Source organism: Leptospira saintgironsiae (assembly GCF_002811765.1).
Lineage (GTDB): Bacteria > Spirochaetota > Leptospiria > Leptospirales > Leptospiraceae > Leptospira_B > Leptospira_B saintgironsiae.
In genome coordinates, this window is the sequence record NZ_NPDR01000004.1 from 401311 (window position 1) to 425780 (window position 24470).

21 protein-coding genes and 1 other RNA gene are annotated in these 24470 nt (G+C 39.1%); 14 read left to right on the plus strand and 8 right to left on the minus strand.

Annotated elements, in window-relative coordinates; translation table 11 throughout:
• Window positions 1-17 precede the first annotated feature (17 nt).
• Window positions 18-2084: a methyl-accepting chemotaxis protein gene (locus tag CH362_RS12015; RefSeq protein WP_100710573.1), complete on the plus strand. Its 2067-nt coding sequence runs from the start codon at window positions 18-20 to the stop codon at window positions 2082-2084.
• Here CH362_RS12015 and CH362_RS12020 read toward each other — a convergent pair.
• Window positions 2074-6357, minus strand: coding sequence for a PAS domain-containing protein (locus tag CH362_RS12020; protein WP_165780260.1), 4284 nt, complete (start codon window positions 6355-6357; stop codon window positions 2074-2076). The two genes, CH362_RS12015 and CH362_RS12020, sit on opposite strands and share 11 nt — an antisense overlap.
• Window positions 6358-6826: 469 nt before the next feature.
• Here CH362_RS12020 and CH362_RS12025 point away from each other — a divergent pair, with 469 nt between their 5' ends.
• On the plus strand, window positions 6827-8392 hold the full coding sequence (locus CH362_RS12025; RefSeq protein WP_244280564.1) for an LA_0442/LA_0875 N-terminal domain-containing protein: 1566 nt from the start codon (window positions 6827-6829) through the stop codon (window positions 8390-8392).
• A gap of 20 nt (window positions 8393-8412) precedes the next feature.
• The gene (locus tag CH362_RS12030; protein ID WP_100710575.1) at window positions 8413-10482 is read left to right on the plus strand and encodes a methyl-accepting chemotaxis protein; all 2070 of its coding nucleotides are present in this window, start codon (window positions 8413-8415) and stop codon (window positions 10480-10482) included.
• Here the strand turns inward: CH362_RS12030 and CH362_RS12035 are convergent.
• Window positions 10479-11489: a hypothetical protein gene (locus tag CH362_RS12035; protein ID WP_244280565.1), complete on the minus strand. Its 1011-nt coding sequence runs from the start codon at window positions 11487-11489 to the stop codon at window positions 10479-10481. The two genes, CH362_RS12030 and CH362_RS12035, sit on opposite strands and share 4 nt — an antisense overlap.
• A 133-nt stretch (window positions 11490-11622) precedes the next feature.
• Here CH362_RS12035 and CH362_RS12040 point away from each other — a divergent pair, with 133 nt between their 5' ends.
• From CH362_RS12040 to CH362_RS12055, 4 genes are read left to right on the plus strand one after another with little or no spacing between them, the layout of a single operon-like run.
• Complete coding sequence (locus tag CH362_RS12040) at window positions 11623-12039, plus strand: hypothetical protein (protein ID WP_425269054.1); 417 nt, start codon at window positions 11623-11625, stop codon at window positions 12037-12039.
• Window positions 12023-13396, plus strand: a complete 1374-nt coding sequence (locus CH362_RS12045; protein WP_100710577.1) for a PP2C family protein-serine/threonine phosphatase — start codon at window positions 12023-12025, stop codon at window positions 13394-13396. The genes CH362_RS12040 and CH362_RS12045 overlap by 17 nt, the downstream gene beginning before the upstream one ends.
• Before the next feature lie 4 nt (window positions 13397-13400).
• Window positions 13401-14174, plus strand: coding sequence for an enoyl-CoA hydratase-related protein (locus tag CH362_RS12050; RefSeq protein ID WP_100710578.1), 774 nt, complete (start codon window positions 13401-13403; stop codon window positions 14172-14174).
• Window positions 14175-14179: 5 nt separating this feature from the next.
• Window positions 14180-14638 (plus strand): DUF192 domain-containing protein, encoded by a 459-nt coding sequence (locus tag CH362_RS12055; RefSeq protein ID WP_100710579.1) that lies wholly within the window; start codon window positions 14180-14182, stop codon window positions 14636-14638.
• Window positions 14639-14670: 32 nt separating this feature from the next.
• Here CH362_RS12055 and CH362_RS12060 read toward each other — a convergent pair whose 3' ends face one another.
• Complete coding sequence (locus tag CH362_RS12060) at window positions 14671-15276, minus strand: DUF3332 family protein (protein ID WP_100710624.1); 606 nt, start codon at window positions 15274-15276, stop codon at window positions 14671-14673.
• A gap of 256 nt (window positions 15277-15532) precedes the next feature.
• Here CH362_RS12060 and CH362_RS12065 point away from each other — a divergent pair, with 256 nt between their 5' ends.
• From CH362_RS12065 to CH362_RS12080, 4 genes are all read left to right on the plus strand, one after another.
• On the plus strand, window positions 15533-16993 hold the full coding sequence (locus CH362_RS12065; protein WP_100710580.1) for an MBOAT family O-acyltransferase: 1461 nt from the start codon (window positions 15533-15535) through the stop codon (window positions 16991-16993).
• Window positions 16994-17048: 55 nt separating this feature from the next.
• Window positions 17049-17402 (plus strand): PilZ domain-containing protein, encoded by a 354-nt coding sequence (locus CH362_RS12070; RefSeq protein WP_100710581.1) that lies wholly within the window; start codon window positions 17049-17051, stop codon window positions 17400-17402.
• Between the two features lie 95 nt (window positions 17403-17497).
• Window positions 17498-18100: an RNA polymerase sigma factor gene (locus CH362_RS12075; RefSeq protein WP_100710582.1), complete on the plus strand. Its 603-nt coding sequence runs from the start codon at window positions 17498-17500 to the stop codon at window positions 18098-18100.
• Window positions 18101-18106: 6 nt separating this feature from the next.
• On the plus strand, window positions 18107-18673 hold the full coding sequence (locus tag CH362_RS12080; RefSeq protein ID WP_100710583.1) for an LIMLP_12425 family protein: 567 nt from the start codon (window positions 18107-18109) through the stop codon (window positions 18671-18673).
• Between the two features lie 6 nt (window positions 18674-18679).
• Here the strand turns inward: CH362_RS12080 and CH362_RS12085 are convergent, their stop codons facing one another.
• From CH362_RS12085 to CH362_RS12105, 5 genes are all read right to left on the minus strand, one after another.
• The gene (locus CH362_RS12085) at window positions 18680-19738 is read right to left on the minus strand and encodes an NAD(P)H-dependent flavin oxidoreductase (protein ID WP_208859578.1); all 1059 of its coding nucleotides are present in this window, start codon (window positions 19736-19738) and stop codon (window positions 18680-18682) included.
• 34 nt (window positions 19739-19772) lie between these two features.
• Window positions 19773-20705 carry a hypothetical protein gene (locus CH362_RS12090; RefSeq protein WP_100710585.1) on the minus strand — a complete coding sequence of 311 codons (933 nt, stop codon included), beginning with the start codon at window positions 20703-20705 and terminating at the stop codon, window positions 19773-19775.
• Window positions 20705-20992 carry a ribosome hibernation-promoting factor, HPF/YfiA family gene (gene hpf, locus CH362_RS12095; RefSeq protein ID WP_020771476.1) on the minus strand — a complete coding sequence of 96 codons (288 nt, stop codon included), beginning with the start codon at window positions 20990-20992 and terminating at the stop codon, window positions 20705-20707. Before hpf ends, CH362_RS12090 begins: the two co-directional genes overlap by 1 nt.
• Before the next feature lie 240 nt (window positions 20993-21232).
• On the minus strand, window positions 21233-21694 hold the full coding sequence (locus CH362_RS12100) for a tetratricopeptide repeat protein (protein ID WP_100710586.1): 462 nt from the start codon (window positions 21692-21694) through the stop codon (window positions 21233-21235).
• A gap of 213 nt (window positions 21695-21907) precedes the next feature.
• A complete protein-coding gene (locus CH362_RS12105) occupies window positions 21908-22603 on the minus strand; it encodes a lysophospholipid acyltransferase family protein (protein ID WP_208859579.1) in 696 nt (231 codons plus the stop codon).
• A gap of 234 nt (window positions 22604-22837) precedes the next feature.
• On the opposite strand from CH362_RS12105, the gene rnpB reads away from it, so the two are divergent.
• From rnpB to CH362_RS12120, 3 genes are all read left to right on the plus strand, one after another.
• Window positions 22838-23228: RNase P RNA component class A (rnpB, locus tag CH362_RS12110), an RNA gene on the plus strand.
• Window positions 23229-23321: 93 nt separating this feature from the next.
• Window positions 23322-23903: a YdbT family protein gene (locus tag CH362_RS12115; protein ID WP_244280566.1), complete on the plus strand. Its 582-nt coding sequence runs from the start codon at window positions 23322-23324 to the stop codon at window positions 23901-23903.
• A 79-nt stretch (window positions 23904-23982) separates the two neighbouring features.
• A complete protein-coding gene (locus CH362_RS12120) occupies window positions 23983-24405 on the plus strand; it encodes an acyl-CoA thioesterase (protein WP_100710588.1) in 423 nt (140 codons plus the stop codon).
• Window positions 24406-24470: the final 65 nt, after the last annotated feature.

The following is a 24470-nucleotide window of genomic DNA, read 5'->3' on the forward strand; positions in this document are numbered from 1 at the left end:
TAGCTCGGGCTTTTACTATGAGTATCAGATATAGGATTTCACTTTATTTATCGATCGTACTTTTGACCGGTTCCTTTGTTCTGGCGGGTATCAATTCATTTTCTTCTTATTTCAGTTTAAAGTCACAGGTGGATTCAGGATCTACTATGGCAGGTAAACGTTATCAATATGAGATTTCTAACTTTCTGAATTCAGTTTTGGGATCTTTAAGAGGTTTTCAATTTATGTTGGAAACTTCTCATCCTAATAGAGACGAAATGGTCTCCTCTCTAAAAAAGTTAGCCGAAACAGATTCTCATTTTTTCGGGACCTGGGTATTATACGAACCTAATGCTTTTGATGGACAGGATGCAAGATACAAAAATGCACCTTACCATGACGTAACTGGTAGGTTTGTGCCATATTGGAATAGAGCGACTGGTGAATTAAAAATTACGGTTGCAGAATCTTATGACGTAGATGATACGATCAGCTTTTATTATCGAATTCCTAAAAAGACCCAGAAAGATTTTATTTCAGATCCTTATGTATATTCCGTAAGTGGAAAAGATGTACTAATGGTTTCTATGGTTAAACCAATCCTACGAAACGGAAAATTTGTAGGAACTGTCGGAACAGATATCGCCATGGAAAATCTCCAAGAACTCTTGGGGCCCATCCGACCATTTAGAGGAGAGGGTTATCTTGCATTAGTTTCTCCCGACGGGCTCTATGCAGCAAATGGTGGAGATCCTTCTTTAGTGGGTAAGGCAATTCCAGAAGAGAATATCCGTGCCCAGGTAAAAGAGCTAAGTTCGAAAGGAGAAGATTTTCAGATCAAGGGTGCAAGTCACACCAGATATTTTTTTCCATTCTTATTAGGAAATTATGATAAACCTTGGGCGGTAGAAGTATCCATCCCTGATTCAATCTTTTGGTCGGATATGAGAGGAGTGATCTTACAGACGATTTTATCTTCTCTCATTATCATGGTGATAATCCTGATCATTCTGAATTTGATCTTTAATAAACTCATCACAACTGGATTATTAGAAGCGATTGGTTTTTCAGAGAAGATTGCAGATGGAGATTTGACTTCTCATATGGAAATCACGAGGGAAGATGAGATAGGAAAACTACTCAAATCCATGGATATGATGAAAGTAAACCTTTCTAAGATCATATCGGATATCAAAACATCTTCTACTAAACTAAATACCACCTCAGATCAAATGGCAGAGTCCAGCCGTAACTTCTCGGATGTAGCTCAGGCACAAGCCTCAGCCGCGGAAGAATCATCAGCTGCGGTAGAAGAGCTTGCAGCATCTGCTGAGAATGTTCGTAGATCTATGGAGAAAGCGATTGAGAACATGAAGGAGATAGATACAAACGTAGTCTTACTCCGAGAGCAGATCGGAACTATTAACAACGAAATGCAAATATTGTCTCAAGTTGCATCAGAATCCCAGGAACGAGCAGTGACTGGAGAGAATGCGATGGGTGCCACGAACCAAGCCATGGATGAGATTGGAGAAAGTGCTAGTCGTATTAATGAGATCTTATCTATCATCACTGAAATTTCCGAAAAAACAAATCTTCTTGCCTTGAACGCTGCAATTGAAGCGGCGCGTGCAGGAGAAGCGGGTAAAGGATTTGCAGTAGTTGCAGAAGAGATCGGCAAACTTGCGTCTCAAACTTCTTCTTCAGTGCAAGAGATTGGAGAGCTTGTTGATTCCACCAATAATGCAGTTCATAACGGAAACACTAAGGTTAAAGAAGCGAGTGACATACTTCGTAAACTTAGGACGTCAGTGGATTCATTCGGTTTATCAGCGAAGAAGGTATTAGAATCCGTTAAAACCCAAGAGAAGAATACCCAAGATATCCATCAATCAGCAAATTTTCTCATGAGTTTCAGTTTACAGATAGAAGAAGCGGTCCAAGAACAAAAACGTGCTACTGATGAGATCACTAAGACTATTGTAAGTATTTCAGAAGGTACCCAGGAAGTTGCTTCTGGAGCGGATGATCTAACTTCTTATTCAGGTGAGATGCACCAACAATCCGAAGGACTTCTTAAATCTGTAGATAAGTTTAAACTTTAACTTCTAAAAAAGGAATAAGGATCCGGAACATTGTAAATCCGGGTCTTGTTTCTACTTCTATCTTTCCTTCGTGTTTTTCTACGATCTTTTTCACAATATCCAATCCTAATCCACTTCCTTCTCCTGGAAGTTTTGTGGTGAAGAATGGTTGGAAAATTTTATCTATAATATTTTCAGAGATTCCAGGTCCATTGTCTGTAATTTCCACACAGATAGAGTCTACCTTTTGATAAACCTTGATCTTGATTGTTCCTCTGAACTCCATAGCTTGCAGAGAATTGTAGATCAAATTTGTCCATACATGGATGAGATCATCTGGATAACATAATATTTTTGGAATATTCTCGTATTCCTTGGATATTTGGATCCCTTTTTTGAGCTGGTTCTGGTAGATTGTAAGAACTGTTTCTATATTCTCAGTGATCGACGCAGGGATTTTTTCAGAAGTAGTATCGAAATGAGAGAAGTTTTTTAAAGCATATAAAATTTTGGAAACCCGGTCTACTGCGATCTGTATCGTATTTGTATTGGAGAAGAAGAATGCTTCCAAAGCGGAATATTCCAAGAGCACACTTGCTTTTTCGCAGACCAAGAAGGGTAGTGCTATCTTAGGCAATTCCCTAAATCCCATATCTGTAAGAGTATCTGCAATCGCATAAGGAGAAGGAATATTCAATTCTTGTAATTGAACTGCTATACTTTTTTTAGCGTTTCTTTCTTCCATTCCGGCCAATTGATCTTTTGGTTGTCTGACTAAACTTAAGAATTGGCGGAATGATTCTACTTGTTCTGAATTCATTCCGGTTAATACATTTTGTACATCAGGTAAAATGGTTTGGAACCGGATCAAACATTCTTGTAAGTTTTGATTGGATGCTTGTACTGCTCCAATAGGATTATTGATCTCATGTGCCACACCAGCGATCAATTGCCCAAGAGCCGCCATCTTTTCTGATTGGATGAGTTGAGCCTGTGCTTTTTTAAGGTTTTCTAATGTTTCCTGTAGTTCATTTTTTTGCATCTCTATCAGTCTGTTCCTGACTGATATCTCATCATTGATCACCTTTAATTCTTCTACTTCTTGGATAGCAGAAGTATCTAAAAGGCTGATTGCTGCTACATAGGTTTCTCTTTCCGTATAAAAGTGAACACTTCCGATTGCGGAAAACACTTGTTTGTTACCGCGTATTGCTCTTAATTCCAGGTTTTCGGAACTTTCGAAAGAGCGAATCCTTGCGTGTAATGTTGCCCAGGAATCAGGAGTGAATAATGTGACTGGAGAAATCGAATGAATGTCTTTTTGATTAAAACCAAATACTCTTAAAAAAGCAGGATTCGTATCCAAGATACTTTCTGTTCTCGGATCTAAGAAGATGATTGCCTCGTTCGCAAATCTATAAAAGGTTTGGAACCTGGCCTCGCTTGCTTTTAATTTTTCCTCTGACTTTTTCCTGTCAGTGATATCAGCAATAATCCCTGCCATTCTTCCCGGAAGCTTTTTAGAATTCCGATATACTTGTCCTTTTACCTCTAACCAATGGATTGTTCCGTCAGGATGAAAGAATCTATACTCTATATTGATTGCATTTTCTTTTCCATAAAAACTAGTGCGCATTGATTTTCGAAGAAGGTCTTTATCATCTGGATGAACCAAATCCATAAAAATTGAACTATCTTTCTCAAAATCATGCAGGTCTATTCCAAAAATAGAAGCAGTGTCTGTGGACCAGTGAGCAGTTCTATCTGTTAGATTCCAACTCCAAGTCCCCATTTTGGAAGCGTTAAGTGCAAGTCTGAGTCTTTCTTCGCTCAGCTTTAATGCTTTTTCAGCTGAAAGTGATTCAGTAATATCTGTTACTAAGAAGACTAAATTTTTTATTTTTCCGGAAGCGTCCTTGATAGGTGCTCCATTGATGGATAAGAATTTTTTATTTCCGAATTCATCTTCTATTGCGTGACGAACATCGGATACAGGTTGGCCTGAAGTGAGGACTCGCATGAATGGTTGATCGTTTATTGTCCATTCACCCCCATCTATTGAGGTGGCTTTCCATTCAGGTGCATTGTATTTTCTTTCTTGGATTTTCTCTAAACTTAGTCCAAGTACACTTTCTGCGGAAGCATTGGCGTATAAAATTTCTCCGTCAGGATTTAATACAGTGATCGCCGCGACTGAAGTTTTCATAATTTCTGCGAGAAGGTCTCTTTCTGCGAGAAGGTCACTATGTTTTCGTTTTCTTTCTAATGCGTTAGTAAGTGTCTCTCCGATTGCTTTTAAGTTTGCGAGTTCGAATTCTCCGAACTTCATTCCTAATTGCCTCAAAGGGATTTCCGAAGTCATTCCTAAGCCACCAACCACTTTTCCTTCTAAGGTAAGAGGAACTGCGATCAAGAACTGAATTTGTAATGAGAGCATTTTATCTCGTGCATCTGATTCTGGAAAATCTTCTAATTGAAGAGTGGCTATTTCTCCTTCCAGGATCTTTTTTGTGAGAAAATTATTTGGATCCACTGGGCTTTCTGCAGGCCAGCTTGGTTCTTGGTTTTTTGCTTCTGGTGAAATAAACTCGTATACCAAGGTCCTCGTTAATTTTTCAGTATCGTATAATACTAGATTACCTCTAGACATTTTGAATGTTTGAGTGATCTTAGAGATAGAGTTGGCGATCGCTTCTTCAATTTCTAATATAGGTTGGTTGATCAGTTCTGTGGAAATAGAAGAAGTTAGTCTTTCTATGTTTGTTTTGTCCTCTTCTTCCTTTTTTCTTTTGATCTCGTCGCTGATATCTTGGATCGTTCCTAATAGTTTAAGGACTTTTCCTTCTGAATCTTTGATAAAGTCGGTTCTGTTTAATAGGACCTTCTCCTTTCCAGAAGGTGTAATGGATCTATATTCTATCTCAGCGGAAATACCTTCTATTACTGATCTTTTAAAATGTTCTTCTACTCTTTCTCTATCATCAGAATGCATATAATCGAATGTAGGTACAAGCATTCTATCATTTGTTTCTAATATTTGATAAAGGCCTTCGGAAGCGGTCATTTTTCCGGAAGGTATATCGTATTCCCAACTTCCTATCTTGGCCGTTTTTTGGGCTCTGTCTAGGAATAGTTTTGTTTCTCTTAATTCATCTTCTATTTGTTTTTGTTCGGAGATATCTATATGGATACCGATCATTCTGACCGGATTTCCTTCCGAGTCTCTCTCCGCTATTTTACCTCTGGTTAAGATCCATTTATAGGAGCTGTCTTTACATTTTAATCGGAATGCGATTGAGTAAGCAGGTAATTCTCCTTTTGCATAATCTTTCCAAGCAGAATTTGTTTTGTCTCTGTCTTCCGGATGAAGGCTTTCATTCCAAAATTCGTATGTAGGTTCAATTTCTCCCGGATGATAACCTAACATTTTCAGCCAGTTTTCGTCTACATGATGTTGGTTTGTTATAATATTATAATCCCATATACCAAGGTTAGCTCCTTGGACTGCTAGATCTAATCTGCTTTCTTTATCTTCTAGGATTTTTTCAGTTTCTTTTTTTTCGGTAATATCTATATGAATACCGAGTGCTCGAATTGGAGTGCCATCCTTATCCCTCTCCCAAACTTTTCCTCTAGAGCGGATCCATTTCCAAGTTCCGTCCTTACATAACATTCGAAAGTCTGTTTCGAGTAATTCGGCTTGGCCTTCTACATGTTCTTTCAGGCTCTCTACAATGAGAGACAGGTCATCAGGATGGATCCTAGATGTCCAGAATTCACTAGTAGTTTGGAATTCGTCCAAGGTGTACCCTAGGATCTTTGCACATTTTTCATTCGGGGTTACGATACCGTTTGGAATATTCCAATCCCAGAATCCAAGGTCTGCACTTTTTATGACAAGATCTAATTGTTCTTCTCTGGTCTTGAGTAGAACTTCAGCTGCGAGTTCTTTTCTAAGATCGATTATATTTCCGCGGACTAGATTATTAGAACCCGGGATCTTTACTAAATGTATTTCACACGGAATGATCTCTTTGTTTTTATCACAATGATTCCATCTAAATACTGGAGTTTCCCCTTGTAGTGCTAAGGTTATTTTTTCATAAGCAGATACTTTGGAAGTTTTTCCATCCGGTTGGAATTCAGGAGAGATATCTGCCGGACCTAACTTTAAGAATTCTTCTCTTGTGTATCCGAAAAGAATTTCTGCAGTCGAGTTGACTACCTCAAAGATCCCAGTCTCGGAGTTAACAATCGTGATCGCGGAAGGAGAATAATCGATTAACGATTTCAAAAGACGATTGTCAGATTCCGAGCGAGATAGTTTCTCTACTTTTTCCTCTAACTCGGAGATCCGTTGGTTCGCCTCATCTAACTCCGTTTGGAGATCATTGTCCTTCTGTTTTGTATTTTTGGGATCCACTCTCTATTTAATAGAAAGAGAAAATCTCTCTTTGAAAACAAAAATACTGGAGGCTCTGGTTTTTCATTCGGCCTTTGTTGTGATTGTGTGGAAAGAATAAGGCAAAAATTTCCTGATTCCAATCAGGCTGAAAATCTAAACTATTAGAAATATTCCAAGTGTTCAGAAATAAATTATCAATATTTCTAATAATAAAATTTTTTGAGTGACGAGTTAAGAAAAATGAACATTTCTTTTCGTCTTCTTATGGATTCTCGTCCCGTAGAAGATCGCTCTATGTACTTGGGATAGATCTAGAGAAAATAGGGTGCCCGCCCTAGTTAATATTGGAGACAAAATTATGTTCCTTGGAGTTTGGCCGAAGCGTCCTCTTGCTTACGTGGTAGGATTATTTTTTCTTTTCGGTTTCGGAGAAGTATTCTCAGCCGATTTCGTTCGTTTAAAAAACGGACAGGTAGTCCGAGGTAAGATCATCTTAGAAGACGATGAGAAAGTATTAGTCGCTGAGAATGATGATTATGTTCGCTTTGTAGATAAGGATAACGTAGCTCAGGTAAGTTATGAAAAAGGAAAACAGAATGCAGGGGCTTCTACATTAGATAAAAAAACGGCTCCACAAAAAGTTTCCGATGTTCCCCAAGGCCACGTGGAGACTGGTCCTCCGAATATGTATGGTCCTAGTGCCGGCTCGAGTAACGGTAATGGAGGAGACACTTCTATAGAAGTGATACATGAGGTGGTCACGGACTTTATTTGGCGGGGACTTAGTTTCTCCGGAGAGATCGCTAACCGTAGAGATAACGAAAGTTATAGAGCAATGACATTCGTCCCTTCTTACCAACCAACTGTAACTTTTAATACTCCGTTAAAAGGTTTCCAAGTACAGTTTTGGGGAAACTTTCAATTAACCGAACGTAATGATAGGGATAATGACGGAAGATTTCAAATGTATCCGGGAGGAGCTGGACCTGGTTATGCAGGGCAAGGATCCTCAGGTTCTTTGAGTCCATTCTCCGCTCCTTCTCCCGATTCGTTGAACTCTGCTTGTCCTTATGATACTCAAGCCAACTTCATGGCCGGAAATCCAACAACAGGTTCCACTTGCGGTGGAGATGTTCCGGGTTTTAAAAAAGAACAGAATGGTATGAAACGTTCAGACGGATTATTCTACGCATTCTATTATAATTTTGAGAAGACTAGTTGGGGAACTTTTACGGCAGGTATTTGGTTTTATAATACTTTTCAAAAAAGTTCTGCTTATACTTCTCCGGCATTGGGAGGATTTAATTCTGCAGCTGCGCAAGGAGTTCCTGGAGCAAATAACCCTTCTACCCAAATCACTCGTTTAGCTTGGCAGGAATATTTCTTCTTTTGGAAATTACCTTTCTTACAATATGTGAATCCAACTATTTCCTTTTATACTCAATTCTCTCAGGAGAATGCGGGCTTGATGGCCGGTAAAAACTATCTATCTTTAACGATGGGTCATGAGTTTTTTGAAGGGAATTTTTTCCGAATACTTCCTCAGGTTAACATAGGTTATGCGATGAGCAATAATATCGTGGATAATAGATATGGGATCCAGGATATAACTTCTACTTTAACTTTCTTTTTCGGAAAGTTTTTCGTGAAGGCAGCAGACGTATATAGACCTAATTTATATATGTATGATACAGATAATTATTATGGCGCGACCGGCGGTTATGTGAATTCTACTTCTAAGGATAGTAAGATTGTTGATCCTGGGAAAGTGAACGGTCCTGCCAATCAGTTGGTATTAGATTTTATCAATACCTCTACTACTATACCGGACCAATTAAGACAATCCGTAAGAGAGTCTTATCTTCTGCAGAAAATTCCTTCTCATTTGGTTTGGTTCAGTGTAGGTTTCAGCCAAAACTTCTAAGTATATAAGGAATATCTAAAATGAGTATTCGGTTCAGGATTTCACTTTATCTATCGATAGTTTTACTTTCAGGTTCGGTTATTTTGACCGTAATAAACTCGGTCGGATCTTATTTTAGCCTGAAGTATCAGGTAGAAGATGGATCCAGAATGGCCGGAGAAAGATTCGCTTATGAAGTGAAAGATTTTTTAGATGCTGCATTGGGTTCTCTTAGAGGGACCCAATTTCTATTAGAATCTTCTAAACCTGCCAGAGCAGAAGTGGTTTCTGCACTTTGGAAATTGGTCGAGGCCAATCAATATTATTTTGGAACCTGGGTTGTTTTTGAACCGAACGGTTTTGATGGGCAGGATGCAAGATTTAAGAATACGCCTCCTTATCATGATAAAACCGGAAGATTTGTGCCTTATGTAAACAAGTCAAAAGGCGCCGTCAGTGTAGAACCGGTAATATATTACGAAAATCTGGATGATTCAGGGGCATTCTATACTGTTCCTAAAAAGACACTTCATGATTTTGTTGCAGATCCTTTTGCTTATCCAGTCGGCGGAAAAGATGTACTGATGGTTTCTTTGGTGAAACCAGTATTTAGAGGGGGAAGTTTTTCCGGAGTAGTTGGTATCGACCTTGCTATGGAAAACTTGCAGGAACTCTTGGGACCTATTAAACCATTTAGGGGAGAAGGCTATCTGACACTTGTTTCTCCAAATGGGACCTATGCTGCCAATGGTAAAGATCCTTCCTTGGTTGGGAAAAAAAATCCAGACGAAGAATGGTTGAAACAAATCACAGAAGGTATTGCAAAAGGAAAACCTTTCTCATTGCATGGGGGCGGAGAAGGTCACCATTTTTTTCCGTTTTTATTAGGAAATTATGATAAACCTTGGGCGGTAGAAGTATCCATTCCAGATTCAATCTTTTGGTCGGATATGAGAGGAGTGATACTTCAGACAATTTTATCTTCTCTCATTATCATGGTGATCATTCTGATCATTCTGAATTTGATCTTTAATAAACTCATTACAAGTGGATTATTAGAGGCGATTGGTTTTTCAGAGAAGATTGCAGATGGAGACTTGACTTCTCATATGGAAATCTCAAGAGAAGATGAGATAGGTAAATTACTCAAATCCATGGATATGATGAAAGTGAACCTTTCTAAGATCATATCAGATATCAAAACATCTTCTACTAAACTAAATACCACCTCAGATCAAATGGCGGAGTCCAGTCGTAACTTCTCGGATGTAGCTCAGGCACAAGCCTCAGCCGCGGAAGAATCATCAGCCGCGGTAGAAGAGCTTGCGGCATCTGCTGAGAATGTTCGTAGATCTATGGAAAAAGCGATTGAGAACATGAAGGAGATAGATACAAACGTAGTTCTTCTTCGTGAGCAGATAGGTACTATTAATAATGAGATGCAAACATTATCTCAAGTTGCCTCAGAATCCCAGGAACGAGCAGTGACTGGAGAGAATGCGATGGGTGCCACGAACCAAGCAATGGATGAGATTGGAGAAAGTGCTAGTCGTATTAATGAGATCTTATCTATCATCACAGAGATTTCTGAAAAAACAAACCTTCTCGCATTGAACGCTGCAATTGAAGCGGCGCGTGCAGGAGAAGCAGGTAAAGGATTTGCAGTAGTTGCAGAAGAGATCGGCAAACTTGCGTCTCAAACTTCTTCTTCCGTGCAGGAGATTGGAGAGCTTGTTGATTCTACAAATAATGCAGTTCATAACGGAAACACTAAGGTTAAAGAAGCGAGTGATATACTTCGTAAACTTAGGACGTCAGTGGATTCGTTCGGTTTATCTGCGAAGAAGGTATTAGAATCAGTTAAAACCCAAGAGAAGAATACCCAAGATATCCATCAATCAGCGAATTTCCTCATGAGTTTCAGTTTACAGATAGAAGAAGCGGTCCAAGAACAAAAACGTGCTACTGATGAGATCACTAAGACTATTGTAAGTATTTCAGAAGGTACCCAGGAAGTTGCTTCTGGAGCGGATGATCTGACTTCTTATTCAGGTGAGATGCACCAACAATCCGAAGGACTTCTTAAATCTGTTGATAAGTTTAAACTTTAATTTGCAAGGATTCTCTCTAATATCTTTCTTTGAGATTGGAGAGAATCTTTTGTAATACCGTTCTCCATTCTAAAGATTGGTTTATTATTCTTTAATATTTCCAATTCCCAGGGTTTCTTTTCTAAGACTACATGCACATAGGAAACAAAAGAATCTGCAAAAAAATCATCCGCATTAGTTGCTGAATATAATGTAGGAAACTGTGTGTTAGCAAGGATTGGGTAAATTTTCTCCCAATTAGCATCTAAAGAAAGAGATCCAGAATAAAAACGGATCTTAGACCTGAGGACAAATCTGGAATCATCTAAAAAGCTTACCTTCTCCGATTTCCAAACTCCTTGATAAAATTCGAAATTTGTATAAGATCTTTTAGGTAAAAAGAAACTCGGACCTATACTTTCTGTTTCTGAGAGAATATGACCAAATTCATGGAGTAGAATATAGCGAAGTGCATTTGTTTTAGTATTTTGTCTATCTTCCTCTATTCGAATTTGTATCTTTATATTTCCTTTTTGGAATGCAGAATTTTCTTTAAAACTAATCCAGTCATTTGCATTTCGATTTAGAGTATTCGCATCTAAGATCACAAATCCGCCAATCGATCTATTATCTTTGCGAATGATCCCTGTAACCGCAGAACCTCCTAAATTCTCACATACATAAATACGAAGAAGTTTATTTTTCAAAAGAGATGAAACTGGGCCGGATTGTGAATTCAGAGCATCTATCAGAGTAGATTTAAATGTCTCAAGATCTTTCACAGGACTTGGCGATTCACTAAATCCATCTACTCGATTCAATTCATTTACATAATCTAAGGCTTGTTTGTCTAAATTAAAAATTCGAGAAGCCCAGTCTTCAGATTCCAACCTGACATAGTTCTCTATTTTAGAGAGTGGAGTAGAAGATAGAACATCTGCATAGGGATTAGGATCACCTGCTTCTTTACATGAGTAGAAGGTTTCAAAAGTAAGAATGAATAAGACAAACAATCGACATAAAAACATGCGGCTTTGAATGTCCAAAACTTGAGCTAGAACGAAAAGTATTTTTCTTTGCATCGCAAAAAATCGAAAAGAGAAAGATAGGGATATTGATTTGCATTTCACACGCCCTTTGTAAGATTTGTGCCTGTCTCTCATGAAGACCGATGTCTTTTTTTATAACACTTGCAGATTTCCCAGCAATTTTGCTCGGACTTCTCTCTTGTTATGTATAGTCATTTCGTTTCTTTATGGAGTCTCTCTCTATTCGGATGTAACCAATCCTTGGGAACTTCCTATAGACGAGAGGATCTTGAATCGAAAAGATGTGAGTCATATCGTTTTAGAGACAAGGCCCGGCGGATTTCGCGTTACTTTATTAATTAACGAAAGATTTCCGTATAACTATAAATCGAAATCAGCCGCTTTCTATTATTCTAATATTAAGGATTCTAAAGAAGGTTTGGAATTAGCGGAAAAATTAGATCGGTATCTTAAGTCAGGCTTCAATTTGAAGATCAGATTTAACGGATCGGAAATATACGAATTTATATTAGATGAATCTATCCAATAAAAAAGCTGGCGGAATATTAAACCCTTGGTCTTTCCTAGAAACCGAGTTTAATTACAGGGAAGTAAGCGCATGGAAAGACTTCGTTCGAATTGATCAGTCATTCATTCGCCTCGCTTTTTTTCTTCACTTCTTAGTTTATTTTTTGGCCCTAATCCCTGAAATACAGAGATCTCCTCATGGGACCATCTATTTCGGTCTTGTCTTAAGTTTAAATATTCTGAGCCTTGTTCTTTCTTTCCAAAGAAAATATCTGCCTGCAGTCATTCATGGTACTAACTTTAGCATTATCTTTTTGGTAATGTTGATCTTAAACGAATCCTTTTACAGCTTCGACGATCTTCATAGTTTACAACTTTATAATAATTATTTCTTACTCGTTGGATTTTTGGTTCTATTCCAAATGTTCCGACTAAAAGTGAAGGGTTGCTTCTTAACAGCAACTTATTCTATAGTGTTACATCTTGGGTTTATTTATTTCAAACTCAATAATAGCTCTCTTCCCGGATTTCCTTTAGTTCTATTCGTTCCGGATGTTGTATATCTGATCTTAAGTTTGATCGGAACAACCATTGTTGTGATCGTAAGAAGGTTAGTCCGTATTTCTTCCGAATTGGATTCTGAGTATAGATTCTTACAACATGAACTTCAGATCGCTAGAAAAGTGCAGGAGACATTATTTCCGGAAGATGTAAGTATCAAAGGTTTTAAATACGAGGTATTTAGATCTACTCCCAACGAGATCGGTGGGGATTTTTACGATTTTATCCAATTAAGGGAAGGAAATACTGGAGTTTTCTTAACTGATATTGCAGGGCATGGGATCGCTTCTGCGTTAGTCGCATCATTTATTAAAATTATGGTAGCGACTATGCCTTATCGTCTCAAGCTACATCCTGTCCGACTGTTGGAATATCTGGATGAGACACTTCTTAGGCAATTCAAGTCTCACCACGCTTCTGCAGTTTATATATTCTTCGATTTTATTTCCAAAGAGATCCATTTTGCAAACGGGGGACATCCTTATTTGATGCATTCCCAAAATGGAAATGACTTTAGGGAAATTGAAACTACAGGAAGTATATTAGGATTCGGGATCAAAAGGCCAATTGCAGAACTCGTATCTCTACCGATCCAGTCTGCAGAAAGGTTGTTTTTATATACTGACGGATTGATAGAGAATCGAAATCCACAAGGAAAACAGCTTGGAAGTGAAGGCCTAATTGAAATCCTGAACAGAAATAAGTCTTTTACCGATTTAAAACAGTTTAAAGAAGCCGTCCAAGTCGAACTCTCCGCATTTTTTGGAGACGCAGAATTCGAAGACGACACACTTTTTCTGATCATCGAGATGGAGTAAATAAATGAGCGAATCACTGATCCATTTGCAAAAAGAAGGCAAACTGGCGATCTTAGAGATCAATCGTCCTGCTGCGTTAAATGCATTAAACGAAGAACTATTAAACGAATTAACAAGCGAGATCAATAATTTAGAAAAAGATCCATCTATCAGAGTAGTGATTATCACCGGACAAGGAAAAGCATTCGTTGCCGGAGCGGATATCTCTAAGATGAAAGAATTGAATGCAAGCGGAGCCGAAAAGTTTGCGGCCCTGGGACAAAGCACATTCGATCGGATCCAAAAAAGCAGATTAGTTTCTATCGCTGCAGTAAATGGATTTGCATTGGGTGGAGGACTTGAACTTGCGCTTGCATGTGATATTCGTATTGGTTCCGAAAAAGCAAAATTAGGACTTCCTGAAGTTTCTTTAGGTTTGATCCCTGGATTTGGTGGAACCCAAAGACTTGCGAGACTAATCGGTTATGGAAGAGCAGCAGAACTTATCTTCACTGGAGATATGATCGGTGCAGAAGAAGCTTATCGTATAGGTATATTAAATAAACTTACTAAAGACGGAGAGGATCTGATCGCCACTGCAAAGGTTACCGCAGAATCCATTCTGAAAAAAGGACCTATTGCTGTTTCTACTGCAAAATCAGTCATCTTAAATGGATTAGATATGCAGTTATCTAAAGGACAAGAATTAGAGAAAAAAGAATTTTCTAATTTGTTCTCCGGAAAGGAATCCAAAGAAGGAATGGGAGCATTCTTAGAAAAACGTCCTCCTAATTTCTAAGATACATGAAAACTTTCAGATTCTTACTCCTATCGTTTTTGTTCTGCCTTCCTATGGCAGGTTGGGGAGAATATAATTCTCCCTTATACTTAGAAAAAACCACCATATATATAGGAGAACACGCACTCCTTGTAGAAGTGGCAAACACTGATGAGTCCAGACAAAGAGGATTGATGTTCCGTAAAAAGTTAGGGGAGAATGAGGGAATGATCTTCATTTTTCCCAGCGAGGACCATCTGTCTTTTTGGATGAAGAATACTTTAATCCCTTTGAGCATTGGCTATTTTTCAAAAGACAAGAAGTTAGTCGATGTTTATGAAATGGCACCGAACCAAACACAAGTTTTGTATCATTCTACTCAAAAGGTAATGTATGCAGTAGAAGCAAATCCTAGATGGTTTGCGAAACGTGGACTTGGAAAAAATTCAGTTTTAAAGATTGAGAATAGATATATAGGAAAATGATCCGCCCTTTGTGGACGGATCATTTTTATAGATTAGAGAGACTCAGAAGCTCTCAATTGAAGATCTTGTAAACTTTGTGCTTCTACTACTTTAGAAGATTTTAATTTACCTTGTTCAGTTAGTTTTAAGATCACTTGGGATCCTACTGATTGAGAAGTAACTTCGATCTCAGAAAGTTGTCCTTCTCTCTCTACGAAAAATTTTCCAGGCTGTGCACGGAAAGCAGTCAGAGTTTCTGATTTTCCTTCTTTAGAAACAGCAGTCAGATCCAATCTGGAACCGAATTCAGTATAAACTAAAGTCAGTTTTTCTCCGTCTTGTTCGAAAGATTTTGCGTATCTTCCTTCTTTATCGTACTCGTTTAGTCCTACTGGGTTACTTCCAGACCAGAACTCGATCAGGTTGAAAAGTAGAAAGTCGATAAATCCACCGATTGCCATTAAAAATCCGAAAGGAATATAAAATAGAACCGTTTTTACGATCTTAGCAAGAAGGCCACCGCCCACATTGATTCCGTCGTTAGCATTGTAAAAAACTCTTACAAGTGCAAATTTTCCGAAACAGTTCGCTAAGGAACCGAAGCTTGCTCCTACCAGTACCAAGGTTAGGATGATTTTTTTTAATACGTTTTTCACCATTGAAAACGGAACTCCTCTATATGAATGGAATGCGAAACTACGAATAAAGTATGGAAAAAATCTTGCAAGAGATTTACATTCTTCCTTCCTTTTTGTGAGGCAAAATCTTGACTGAAAAATTCCCGGCCTAAACTGATCCAATAAAGGGATGAGAATCCCTTGACCTAGTTCCAGTCTCGATATTTCTGGACCGAAAGACGGATTAAATAATAAATTCGTTCTTAAGGGCTAATGCCCAACTATTTAGGGAACCCACGTGATCTTTCCCACACTTGAATTTTTTCTTTTTTTCTCCTTCGTATTTGTAACTCATTGGTACATTTTACCGGCGCTTATTCCAGAGCCAAAACTACGCAAATCACTTATCCATATCTTCCTGCTCATCATGAGTTATATCTTCTATATGAGCTGGAACTGGAAATTCGGTGGTTTGATCTTATTATCCACAGTAATCGATTTCTTTTTAGCAGATCTGATCTTCGAATCCAAGGACCAAGTTGTTCGCAAAAGAATGATCGTAATCAGCTTAGTGCTGAATCTTGTATTCATTTTAGGATTTTTTAAATATTATGGATTCTTAAGTGAGAACTTGAATGCCTTCTTGCATACTTTAGGTTTCCAAAGTTTATTCCCTATTCTTAAAATAGTTCTTCCTGTAGGGATTTCCTTTTATACATTTCAGAGTTTGAGTTATACGATAGATGTATATAGGGGAGCAATTCCTTCTGAAAAGAACTTCATTAGATTTGCTTTATTCGTTTCCTTCTTTCCTCAATTGGTAGCAGGACCTATCGTTACTGCCAAAAGTTTTTTACCTCAATTACAAACTGAAAAGAAGATAGAGGATATTCCATTTAGAAAAGCGATCCGCTATTTTTTAATGGGATATTTTAAGAAGGTTGTACTATCGGATAATATTTCTCCGATTGCCGATCTCATCTTTAAAAACCCAGATGTTTATTCTACGGAAGCGCTTTGGTTAGGTGCATTTCTCTTCTGGGTGCAGGTATACTGTGATTTTAGCGGTTATACTGATATGGCATATTCTGCCGCGCTTCTATTAGGTTATGAGCTGCCTGAAAACTTTAGAATGCCTTATATTTCTCAATCAGTTACGGAACATTGGAGAAGATGGCATATCACTCTTTCCACTTGGCTCAGAGATTATGTATATATTTCCTTAGGCGGGAATCGTGTAGGGCTTTTCCGTCATAGATTCAATGTTTGGTTCACAATGTTTGTGGGAGGAATTTGGCATGGAGCCAATTGGACCTTCCTCATTTGGGGTTCTATCCAAGGTGGATTTCTATTAATAGAATCTGTATTAAAAGAATGGAAAGCAAAATGGTTCCCGAACCTAACAATCTCAGATTCTTGGGATAAGGCACTAACCCCTGTTAGAGTTTTATACGCGAGCACAGTGGCGGTTACTTTTGGAGTTATATTCAGATCCGCGAATATAGAATCTGCTCTGAAAATGATACACGGAATGTATGTGTATCAAAGCGGAGAACTTAGGCCTTATATGTTAAAGCAAGGAATCCCTGCGATACTTTGTGTGATCATTGGACATTATATTGGCTGGCTTGTTTATGAAAAAGGAAAGGAGTTCAAGATCCCAGTTTGGTTGGAATTTTCTCTTTATCCTTTGATCGCATTTTGTTTTGCGATCTTAAGTCCTGACGGAGAGATCCCTTTTATCTACTTCGACTTCTGAAAAAAGTAAAACGCTGGACACTTGTCGAATTCGTTTCTAATTTGAACCCTTATCGATGAGCGAGCCCGGTCAAAAACCTAGGAGTCCCAGATTTTATCCCAGAGATTTCGACGAGTATATCGTTCAAGTGGACTCTGGGCTCATCACGTTAGAAGGTAAGCTCGGCAATATTTCCGAATCTGGTATTTGTATATTAATGAGCGGAGAAGATCTACCAGGCTCCATTCCGATCGAAGGTTCAGTCATAGAAAGAAGAACTGGCAAACGTTTAGAATTTTTAGGCGATGTAGTTTGGAAAATCCCAAAGCAAGTAGACTCAAAACGAAAGTTCTTATACGGAATACGTTTCAGAGAGCCTTTAGAACTCACAGAATCTCTTATACTCATTAATCTTTCCTTAGAAGGTTAAAATCCTAAAATCGCATAGGTAAGCGCCCAATTCCTTACGTCATATTTTTATTGCAAAGGCCAGGGAAGAGCCTACCTATGTCGTAAAGGCTTCTAATGATCGAAACCGATAATCCTCATCGCAAACAAACCGTAAGAGAAAAAGAAATCCAACTTCTAAAACGGATCAAAGAAGGGGACGACAAGGCTTACATAGAGCTGACTGGCCCTTATAGGGAAAGATTGTACAGAAAAGCTGTCTCCATGGTAAAAGATGGGGATGACGCAGAGGATATCGTCCAAGACGCACTGATCTCAGGGTATCGCTCCATACGCAATTTTAGGGCAGAATCCGGGGTTTATACCTGGCTTTACCGTATCGTGGTCAATAAATCCAAGGACCTTCTGGCCAAAAGAAAGAGGGCCAGGGAGAATTCCATGGACGATTCGGAGTTCCAGGTCACTGACGATCGTATCAGCTTCGAAAAAAAAGTAGAACTTTCCGACGAGAGTAACTATCTAATCAACAAAATCAACGAACTCGAGGATATATACAAAGAAGTCATCGAGCTCCGGTATTTCGAGGAAATGTCCTATTCACAAATAGCAGAGATCCTCGGAACAAATATCGGAACAGTCAAAAGCCGGCTCTTTAAGGCAAAGGAATTTTTGAAACATCTGATTATGAAAGATGGGAAGAGCGAAGGCTTTTTTAGGTAGTAAGGTATGGAAAAACAAACAAGTAAACAACAGGGCACGAAGTTCGGCTTCTCTTCAATTTTTCAGAAAGAAGATCCGGATCATGTTAAATTAGAAAACTCTCTGGTTCGAGCAGTCTCCGAACTGCGAACGGAACAGATGAAGGATATCAGCCTCTCCAAGGACTTCAATCTTAGATTAGAAAATCTACTCAAAGATGTCCGCTTCGACGAAGAAACTTCTTGGTCCAAGTTCTCCCGCGGTTTTGTCTGGAACCGTTCTTTCCAATACTCACTCAGCGCAGCTCTAGCAATCTTAGTTCTCGCAGTTACAGTAGGTCGTTTTTCTTCTTCTAACGAAACAAGTTTAGCAGAAAGATCAGGGACTCTTACAGTAGGCGAAGACCGCGAATTCGTGGATCTTCCTTCTTCTGCAAGAGTAGATGTGGATCTGAATTCACGTCATCTACTTGAGATTTCCAAAAATCCCCAAGCTTCTAAAACTTTAGGTTCTTTAGAGCAATACTTTATTGAAAAGGGTGATTATAGAACTGCTCAAGAAATCCGCCACGTTCTGGAATCAGCTACCAAATAATTTTAACTAACCTCGAGTTGCGGTCTTTAGTTCTTCGAATAAGACCGCAACAAGTTGACCGGCCTTCATTTCCCTGATTAACTCTATTCCTTGTCCTGACCAAAGAGATAAGAAGTCGGACTTTCCAAGTTCTGCAGATCTCTTTCTGATATCTCTTGTAAAAGCATTTTGAGCGGGGAAGGGTAGAATTTGCCGAGTCTCCATTTCTTTCATAAATCTATTTTCTAAACCTCTTGCGATCCTTCCGGAAAATACACGAGTGGTTTTTGTTTTACGATTTTTAGAAACTAAAGCTTCTCTGTAAGGTTTAGAAGTTCCAGCTTCTTCACATAATAAAAATGCCGTGCCTAATTGTGCTGCACTTGCTCCTAAAGCAAGAACCGCTGCAATTCCTGCTCCATCCATGATACCACCTGCTGCAATTACAGGGATCTTCAAATTATGAACTAAACTTCTTACGAGAGGAAATAATCCAATCCCAGAATCTTCTTCATTTGCGGAGAAGATTCCACGATGCCCACCTGCTTCTATACCTTGCGCTACGAGCAAGTCTACACCGCTTTCCTCTGCTAAAATTCCTTCTTCCAAAGTGGTGGCAGTTCCACAGGTAATGATATGATTCTTCTTACATTCTTTAATATAATCAGAAGATAGAAGTCCGAATGTGAAACTAAATACCTCAGGCCTTTGGCTTAACATTGTTTCGAATTGCCTGTCAAAATCGAGTGAATAAGGAGGTTCAAGTTTGGGAGAAGGAACTCCTAATTCTTCTCTATATTTTTTTGTATCTTCGATTGCCTGATTGATTTGTTCCGCACTGAGTTCTGGAGTTTTTGTAGGCACAAAAAGATTCACAGCGATTGGTTTGGAAGTTAGACTTCTTGTTTTTTGGATGATCTGAGTGATCTGCTCTGGGGTTTCATAAGCGAGCCCTAAAGATCCAAGTCCACCTGCATTAGAAACTGCAGAAACCAATTCAGGAGTAGAGGGACCTCCGGCCAATGGGGAAAGAATAAGTGGGCCTTTTAACCCAAACTTTTTAACAATCTGATTTTCGAGAGCCAAGACAATTCTCCCTCTGCAGCTTGTGCAGCCAGTATTAGACCTTCAGTCTTTTATGATATAAATTTGGATCTAAAGAATCTAAGATACGTTTTGCTTCCTGAGCCACTTCTCCATAAAGGATAGAAGTTCTGGAGTCGAGTAAGGCACAACAGAGTTGGATCATTCTGCACTTTACTTTAAATTCAGTTCCTCCTTTTCTTAGCCCCAAAGAATCCCTAAGTCTAAACAATTCGGAACGATATGCTTCTAATTCCTTATCGTTCATTTTACGGATCTCTTTGAATACTCCTCTTTCGAGAAGAAGAACAGGCAATGCTTCTTTCAGTTCACCTTCTTCTTTAAATTCTTCTCTTAGGATTTGGATAGCGGAGAAGATCGGTTCTGAACGAACAGATTCCAGGCGAATGGCACTAGGCTCTTTTAAAAAAGCTTCTCTATATAATAAGAGTCCCTGTGCTTGTTGTCCGCTTAAGTATGTACATTCTGCTCTAAAAAATAATAGCTCAGGGGAAAATCTTTCTAGTCCTGAAGAATCTCTCAATACTTCGGAAGCAAGATCTGTATCTTCTGCAAGTAAAAGTCTATAAGCAAGTTCTGCGATTAATCCTGGAGAAAGAGATTGGATTCCTTCTTTTCTGAGAGCAATACGCACTTGATCTGTGGTTTCTTGTAGAATAGAACTCATCGCCGAATGATATGAGAGTTCTTTTGGAAATGATTTACTTTTATAAACTGAATCGAAATCTTTTAGGAATTCTAATAAAAGTCCCGTTCTTTCTCTTCCTTCTTTTGTGAGGTGGATCCGATCTATTCTATGATCCCAGAAAGAAGAAATATAAAACCCCGAGGCGAACTCGGGGTTTTCTGGATCTTCTTCCAATAGGGAGTCGAATATGTTCCGAGAGAGTTCGAATTCTCCTTCGGATAAATGTTTTATCGCTTCTTCGTACTTCCTGTCTTGGTCCATCAATGAGCGGCTTTTTTGTCGTGATGTTTGCTTACTTGTTTTACGATCTTATCTTCTAAACCGTCTATGCAGGAATAAATATCTTTGTCTTCGTGTTGTGCGTTAAATTTACTTCCATCCGCGGCTAAATTTAAATTAGCGCTGATCAATCCATGCACCTGTTCGAATGAAATTTCCATCGAAACTAACTTTTGTATATATTTAGAGACTCGTTCTAATTTTTTTCCGGCATAATCTTCTGCCGTTCCGGAATGATCCAAGTTTTTCCAATTAAAAACGATTTTCATGTAAAGCCTCCGCGGAATTTATTTATTGGCTTCTCAAAGTTTTATCATAGCACGAATGCGGATCAGAAAAAACTAAAGAAACTTATTTTTGGACGGGGAAAGAAAGGGAGTCATCCCAACCCAGGAATTCCTGTAAGATTAGGATGGAAAAAATCAGAGTCAAATCAAAAAAAGCGCCCGCCCCGAAAGGGGCGGACCAGGGAAGTTAGAACTAGAGATGGGATGATTTCCTAGCGTTTCTTAGTCCTTATTTAGAGTCAGGCTTGGCTGTTTCGCAAAAGCCAGGCCACATGCTTCCTGGTATTTTTTAAGACCTTCTTCCTCTGCGTGAAGAGCGGAATCAAGGTCACCAATCTTTTGGTATACATGAATAACTTCTTTAATGTTCTCTAAGGCTTGGCAGGATTTGCCGAGACGAAATTCGGAGATTGATTTCAGGTAAAGAACCAGAGCGTATCCAGCACTTTCTTTATCACCGATTTTTGTTCTCACTGCTAAGGACTGATCGTAAAAAGCGATTGCACCTTCGTAGTCCCTGGTTTTTTGTTTTAGGCTTCCGAGGGCAGTAAGCTTATTTGCCAGCTGGGTATCTGTCTCCGGTGTGTAGTTCTTGAGCGAACTTTCGATCACGTTGGTTTCAGGTTCTGCATAAATTGCAGTGGAGATGCTTAAAATTAAGGCAATTTTAATTAATTTGTTCATCTTTTTATCTCCCAGCCGAGGCTTTGTCTAATATAGTGCAAGCGCCGTGCCAAGTTTCTGGGATTCTCGCGATTTTTTATTTATAAAACCTGAAAATTTCCCGGAACTTGGCATAGTATAGCCTTTTGGGTTCTGGATGTATATGGGGAGGGGTGTAAGGAGTTCCTTCCACCCCGTTAGGAAGGTATTAAATGGAAGAAGCTGGACTGTTTCTTAGATCGATGCCTCTTCTAACTCTAAATCTGCTGATTTTTTACCCTGTTCGAATGGATATTTGAGATTCGTAAGGCTTGCGATCTCGTGCATACAATCGTGAAGGAAATCTTCATGGTCCATATCAGGCTCAAAATGTCTCAGTTTTCCAGCACGAACTATGAAGCTCGTCCTACGCAAGAATCCTCTGGGCTTATATTCTAATCCTAGGCAAAGAACTGCTAGTGGTTCTTCTGGTTTTCCTACAATAAATCTGAATCCGCCCGGGCGGCCTTTCCCCATTTTATAAGGGACGGTGGTTTGTTCCGGGAAGATCACGAGCATATTGCCTTCGTTGAGCACTTTCTTAGCAAATAGAAGATCGTTCTTACTTTTTCTAGGTTCTTTTCTATTGAGAGGAATCCCTCCGCATTTTAGAAAATAGTCCATGAAAATAGGAGCTGCGAGAGAATCTTTCATGATCGCCCAGATATCCATTCTTCTATGATATAATGCTTTGGAAAGTCCCAGAGGAATATCATCATTCCTTTGGTGTTTGGAGAGTACTAAAACCTTTCCGGTTTGAGGTACATTTTCTAATCCATAAACTTCTGTTTTATAAAATAAGGATCCGTAGAGTCTTCCGAACCAGCGTAATGCTTTTCTGGCTAATTCAGAACTTCCTGGATGAGGTTTTTGTATATTCTTGGATGGCATTGTTAAATTAGAGGTTTGTTAGCGGAGAAGGTTGCAAAATAGCGTAGGCAATTGCGTTACAATTTAGTTGCCTGAGAAAGTCCGCGACAGGGATCGCAGCGGAAATCCGGCGACGTGACATGTAATGGTGCGTCGCTGATTGGAGCGTAGAGCCCGGTCCGAGCGAAGCGAGTGAGTCGCCCGAGCCTAAAAAACGAATAGCCTTGGCATGGAATTCTTCTAAACTCGTTTTGGAAGGTCTGCCGGATGGTCGCGCTTTCTTTTCTGATCGAGTGGATTTTCCCTCATTCGGGAAGTTTGTGAGGAAAGTCCGGACACCATAGAACCACGGGACCGGGTAATTCCCGGAGTTCGGGATCGTAAGAAACCGGATATGGAAAGTGCAGCAGAAAATATACCGCTAGTTTTCTAGTAAGGGTGAAATGGCGGGGTAAGAGCCCACCGCCGCTTTTGTGAAGAAGCGGGCAATGTAAACCCTCCCGGGTGCAATCTCGAATAGGCGGCCATCGTTGGTTCTGCAGGGCCGTGGGTAGAGAGCAAAGAGTCTTTTCGGTAACTAAAAGACCAAGATAAATGATCATCGCTCGCAAGAGTACAAAATCCGGCTTATAGTCAGGCCTTCCACTTGGCATTATGTATAAAACGAGGATCTGCCTGGCTTCAGGAGCGAAGCGACTATACGCAGATCTTCCACTGTCCTTATATGAATATTATAAATATGGAATGGTTCACAAGAGAAGCGATCCTGGTTTTAATACTTGGATCTGTTTTTGCTTTTTTACTTACTTATACATTCGAATATTTGATTAAACATACAGATAAACTTCAGTTTCAAAAGAATACAAAACGTTATTTGAGATTGCCCATATTGTATAGATTGGCAGGTTTCTTTTTAATCTCCTTAGTTCCAATCCTCCTTTTAGGAGATACATATTTTACTTTTCAGAAGAATGGGATCTTCAGTTTTCCGGACCCGATCTTATGTTTGGTTTCTTTTCTGTTATTTTTGGCTGGGACATTACTTATATTCTATTGTAAGAATTATAGGATCGTATTAGAGAAGGATGCTATCTTATCTGAAGGAGTTTTCCGAAAACATAAAAGGCTCTTTTGGAAGGATATTCAATCGGTTCGATTCGAAAGATCTACTTTTTTCCTAAACGATGGTAAGAATCAAATAGAAGTAGTTAGCCTTTTGTCTGGCTTTGAGATTTTTTTATCTGCTCTGGAAGAATCTGTTGCACCCGATCTGTATGAAGATGCATTTCGAAAGTATAAGAAGTTTTTAAGAAAGTCCTGAGGACAAACCTTTTCATAAATCAATTTTTCTTATTAATTCTTTCCTTTCCAGAATTTCTCCCTTCGATTTTTCTAGCTCTATGTCTAAACCGGAAAAATACCCGTACAGCGTTCAACAAAAAGTGGCATGGGGAGATATGGATGCATTTGGTCATGTGAATAATGTTGTCTATGCAAGATATTTCGAAACTGCAAGGGCATCATATTTTGATGATATGGGTCTATGGGAATCTCCTCAGAAGCCTATGGAAGGTGGGCCGGTCCTTACTCATATAGAAATGGATTATAGAAAGCAGGTTCGTTTTCCGGAAACGATTGATATTTCCGTAAAATTGGAATCTGTAAAGAACAGATCTTTTTCTATCGTTTGTTCCATGTGGAATCAGGCAGGGGAATGCGTGTTGACTGGAAAAGCGGAACTGTTATGGTTTAATTTTTCTACCGGAAAACCGGCGGCGATCCCAGATGCCTACAAGGAACAATTCTTCCAACAAAACAAATGAAACGCCGGCAATCACAAGCGTAAAAGAATTTTTATCAGAGGAATCTCTTTCGCGATTTCGTTTCG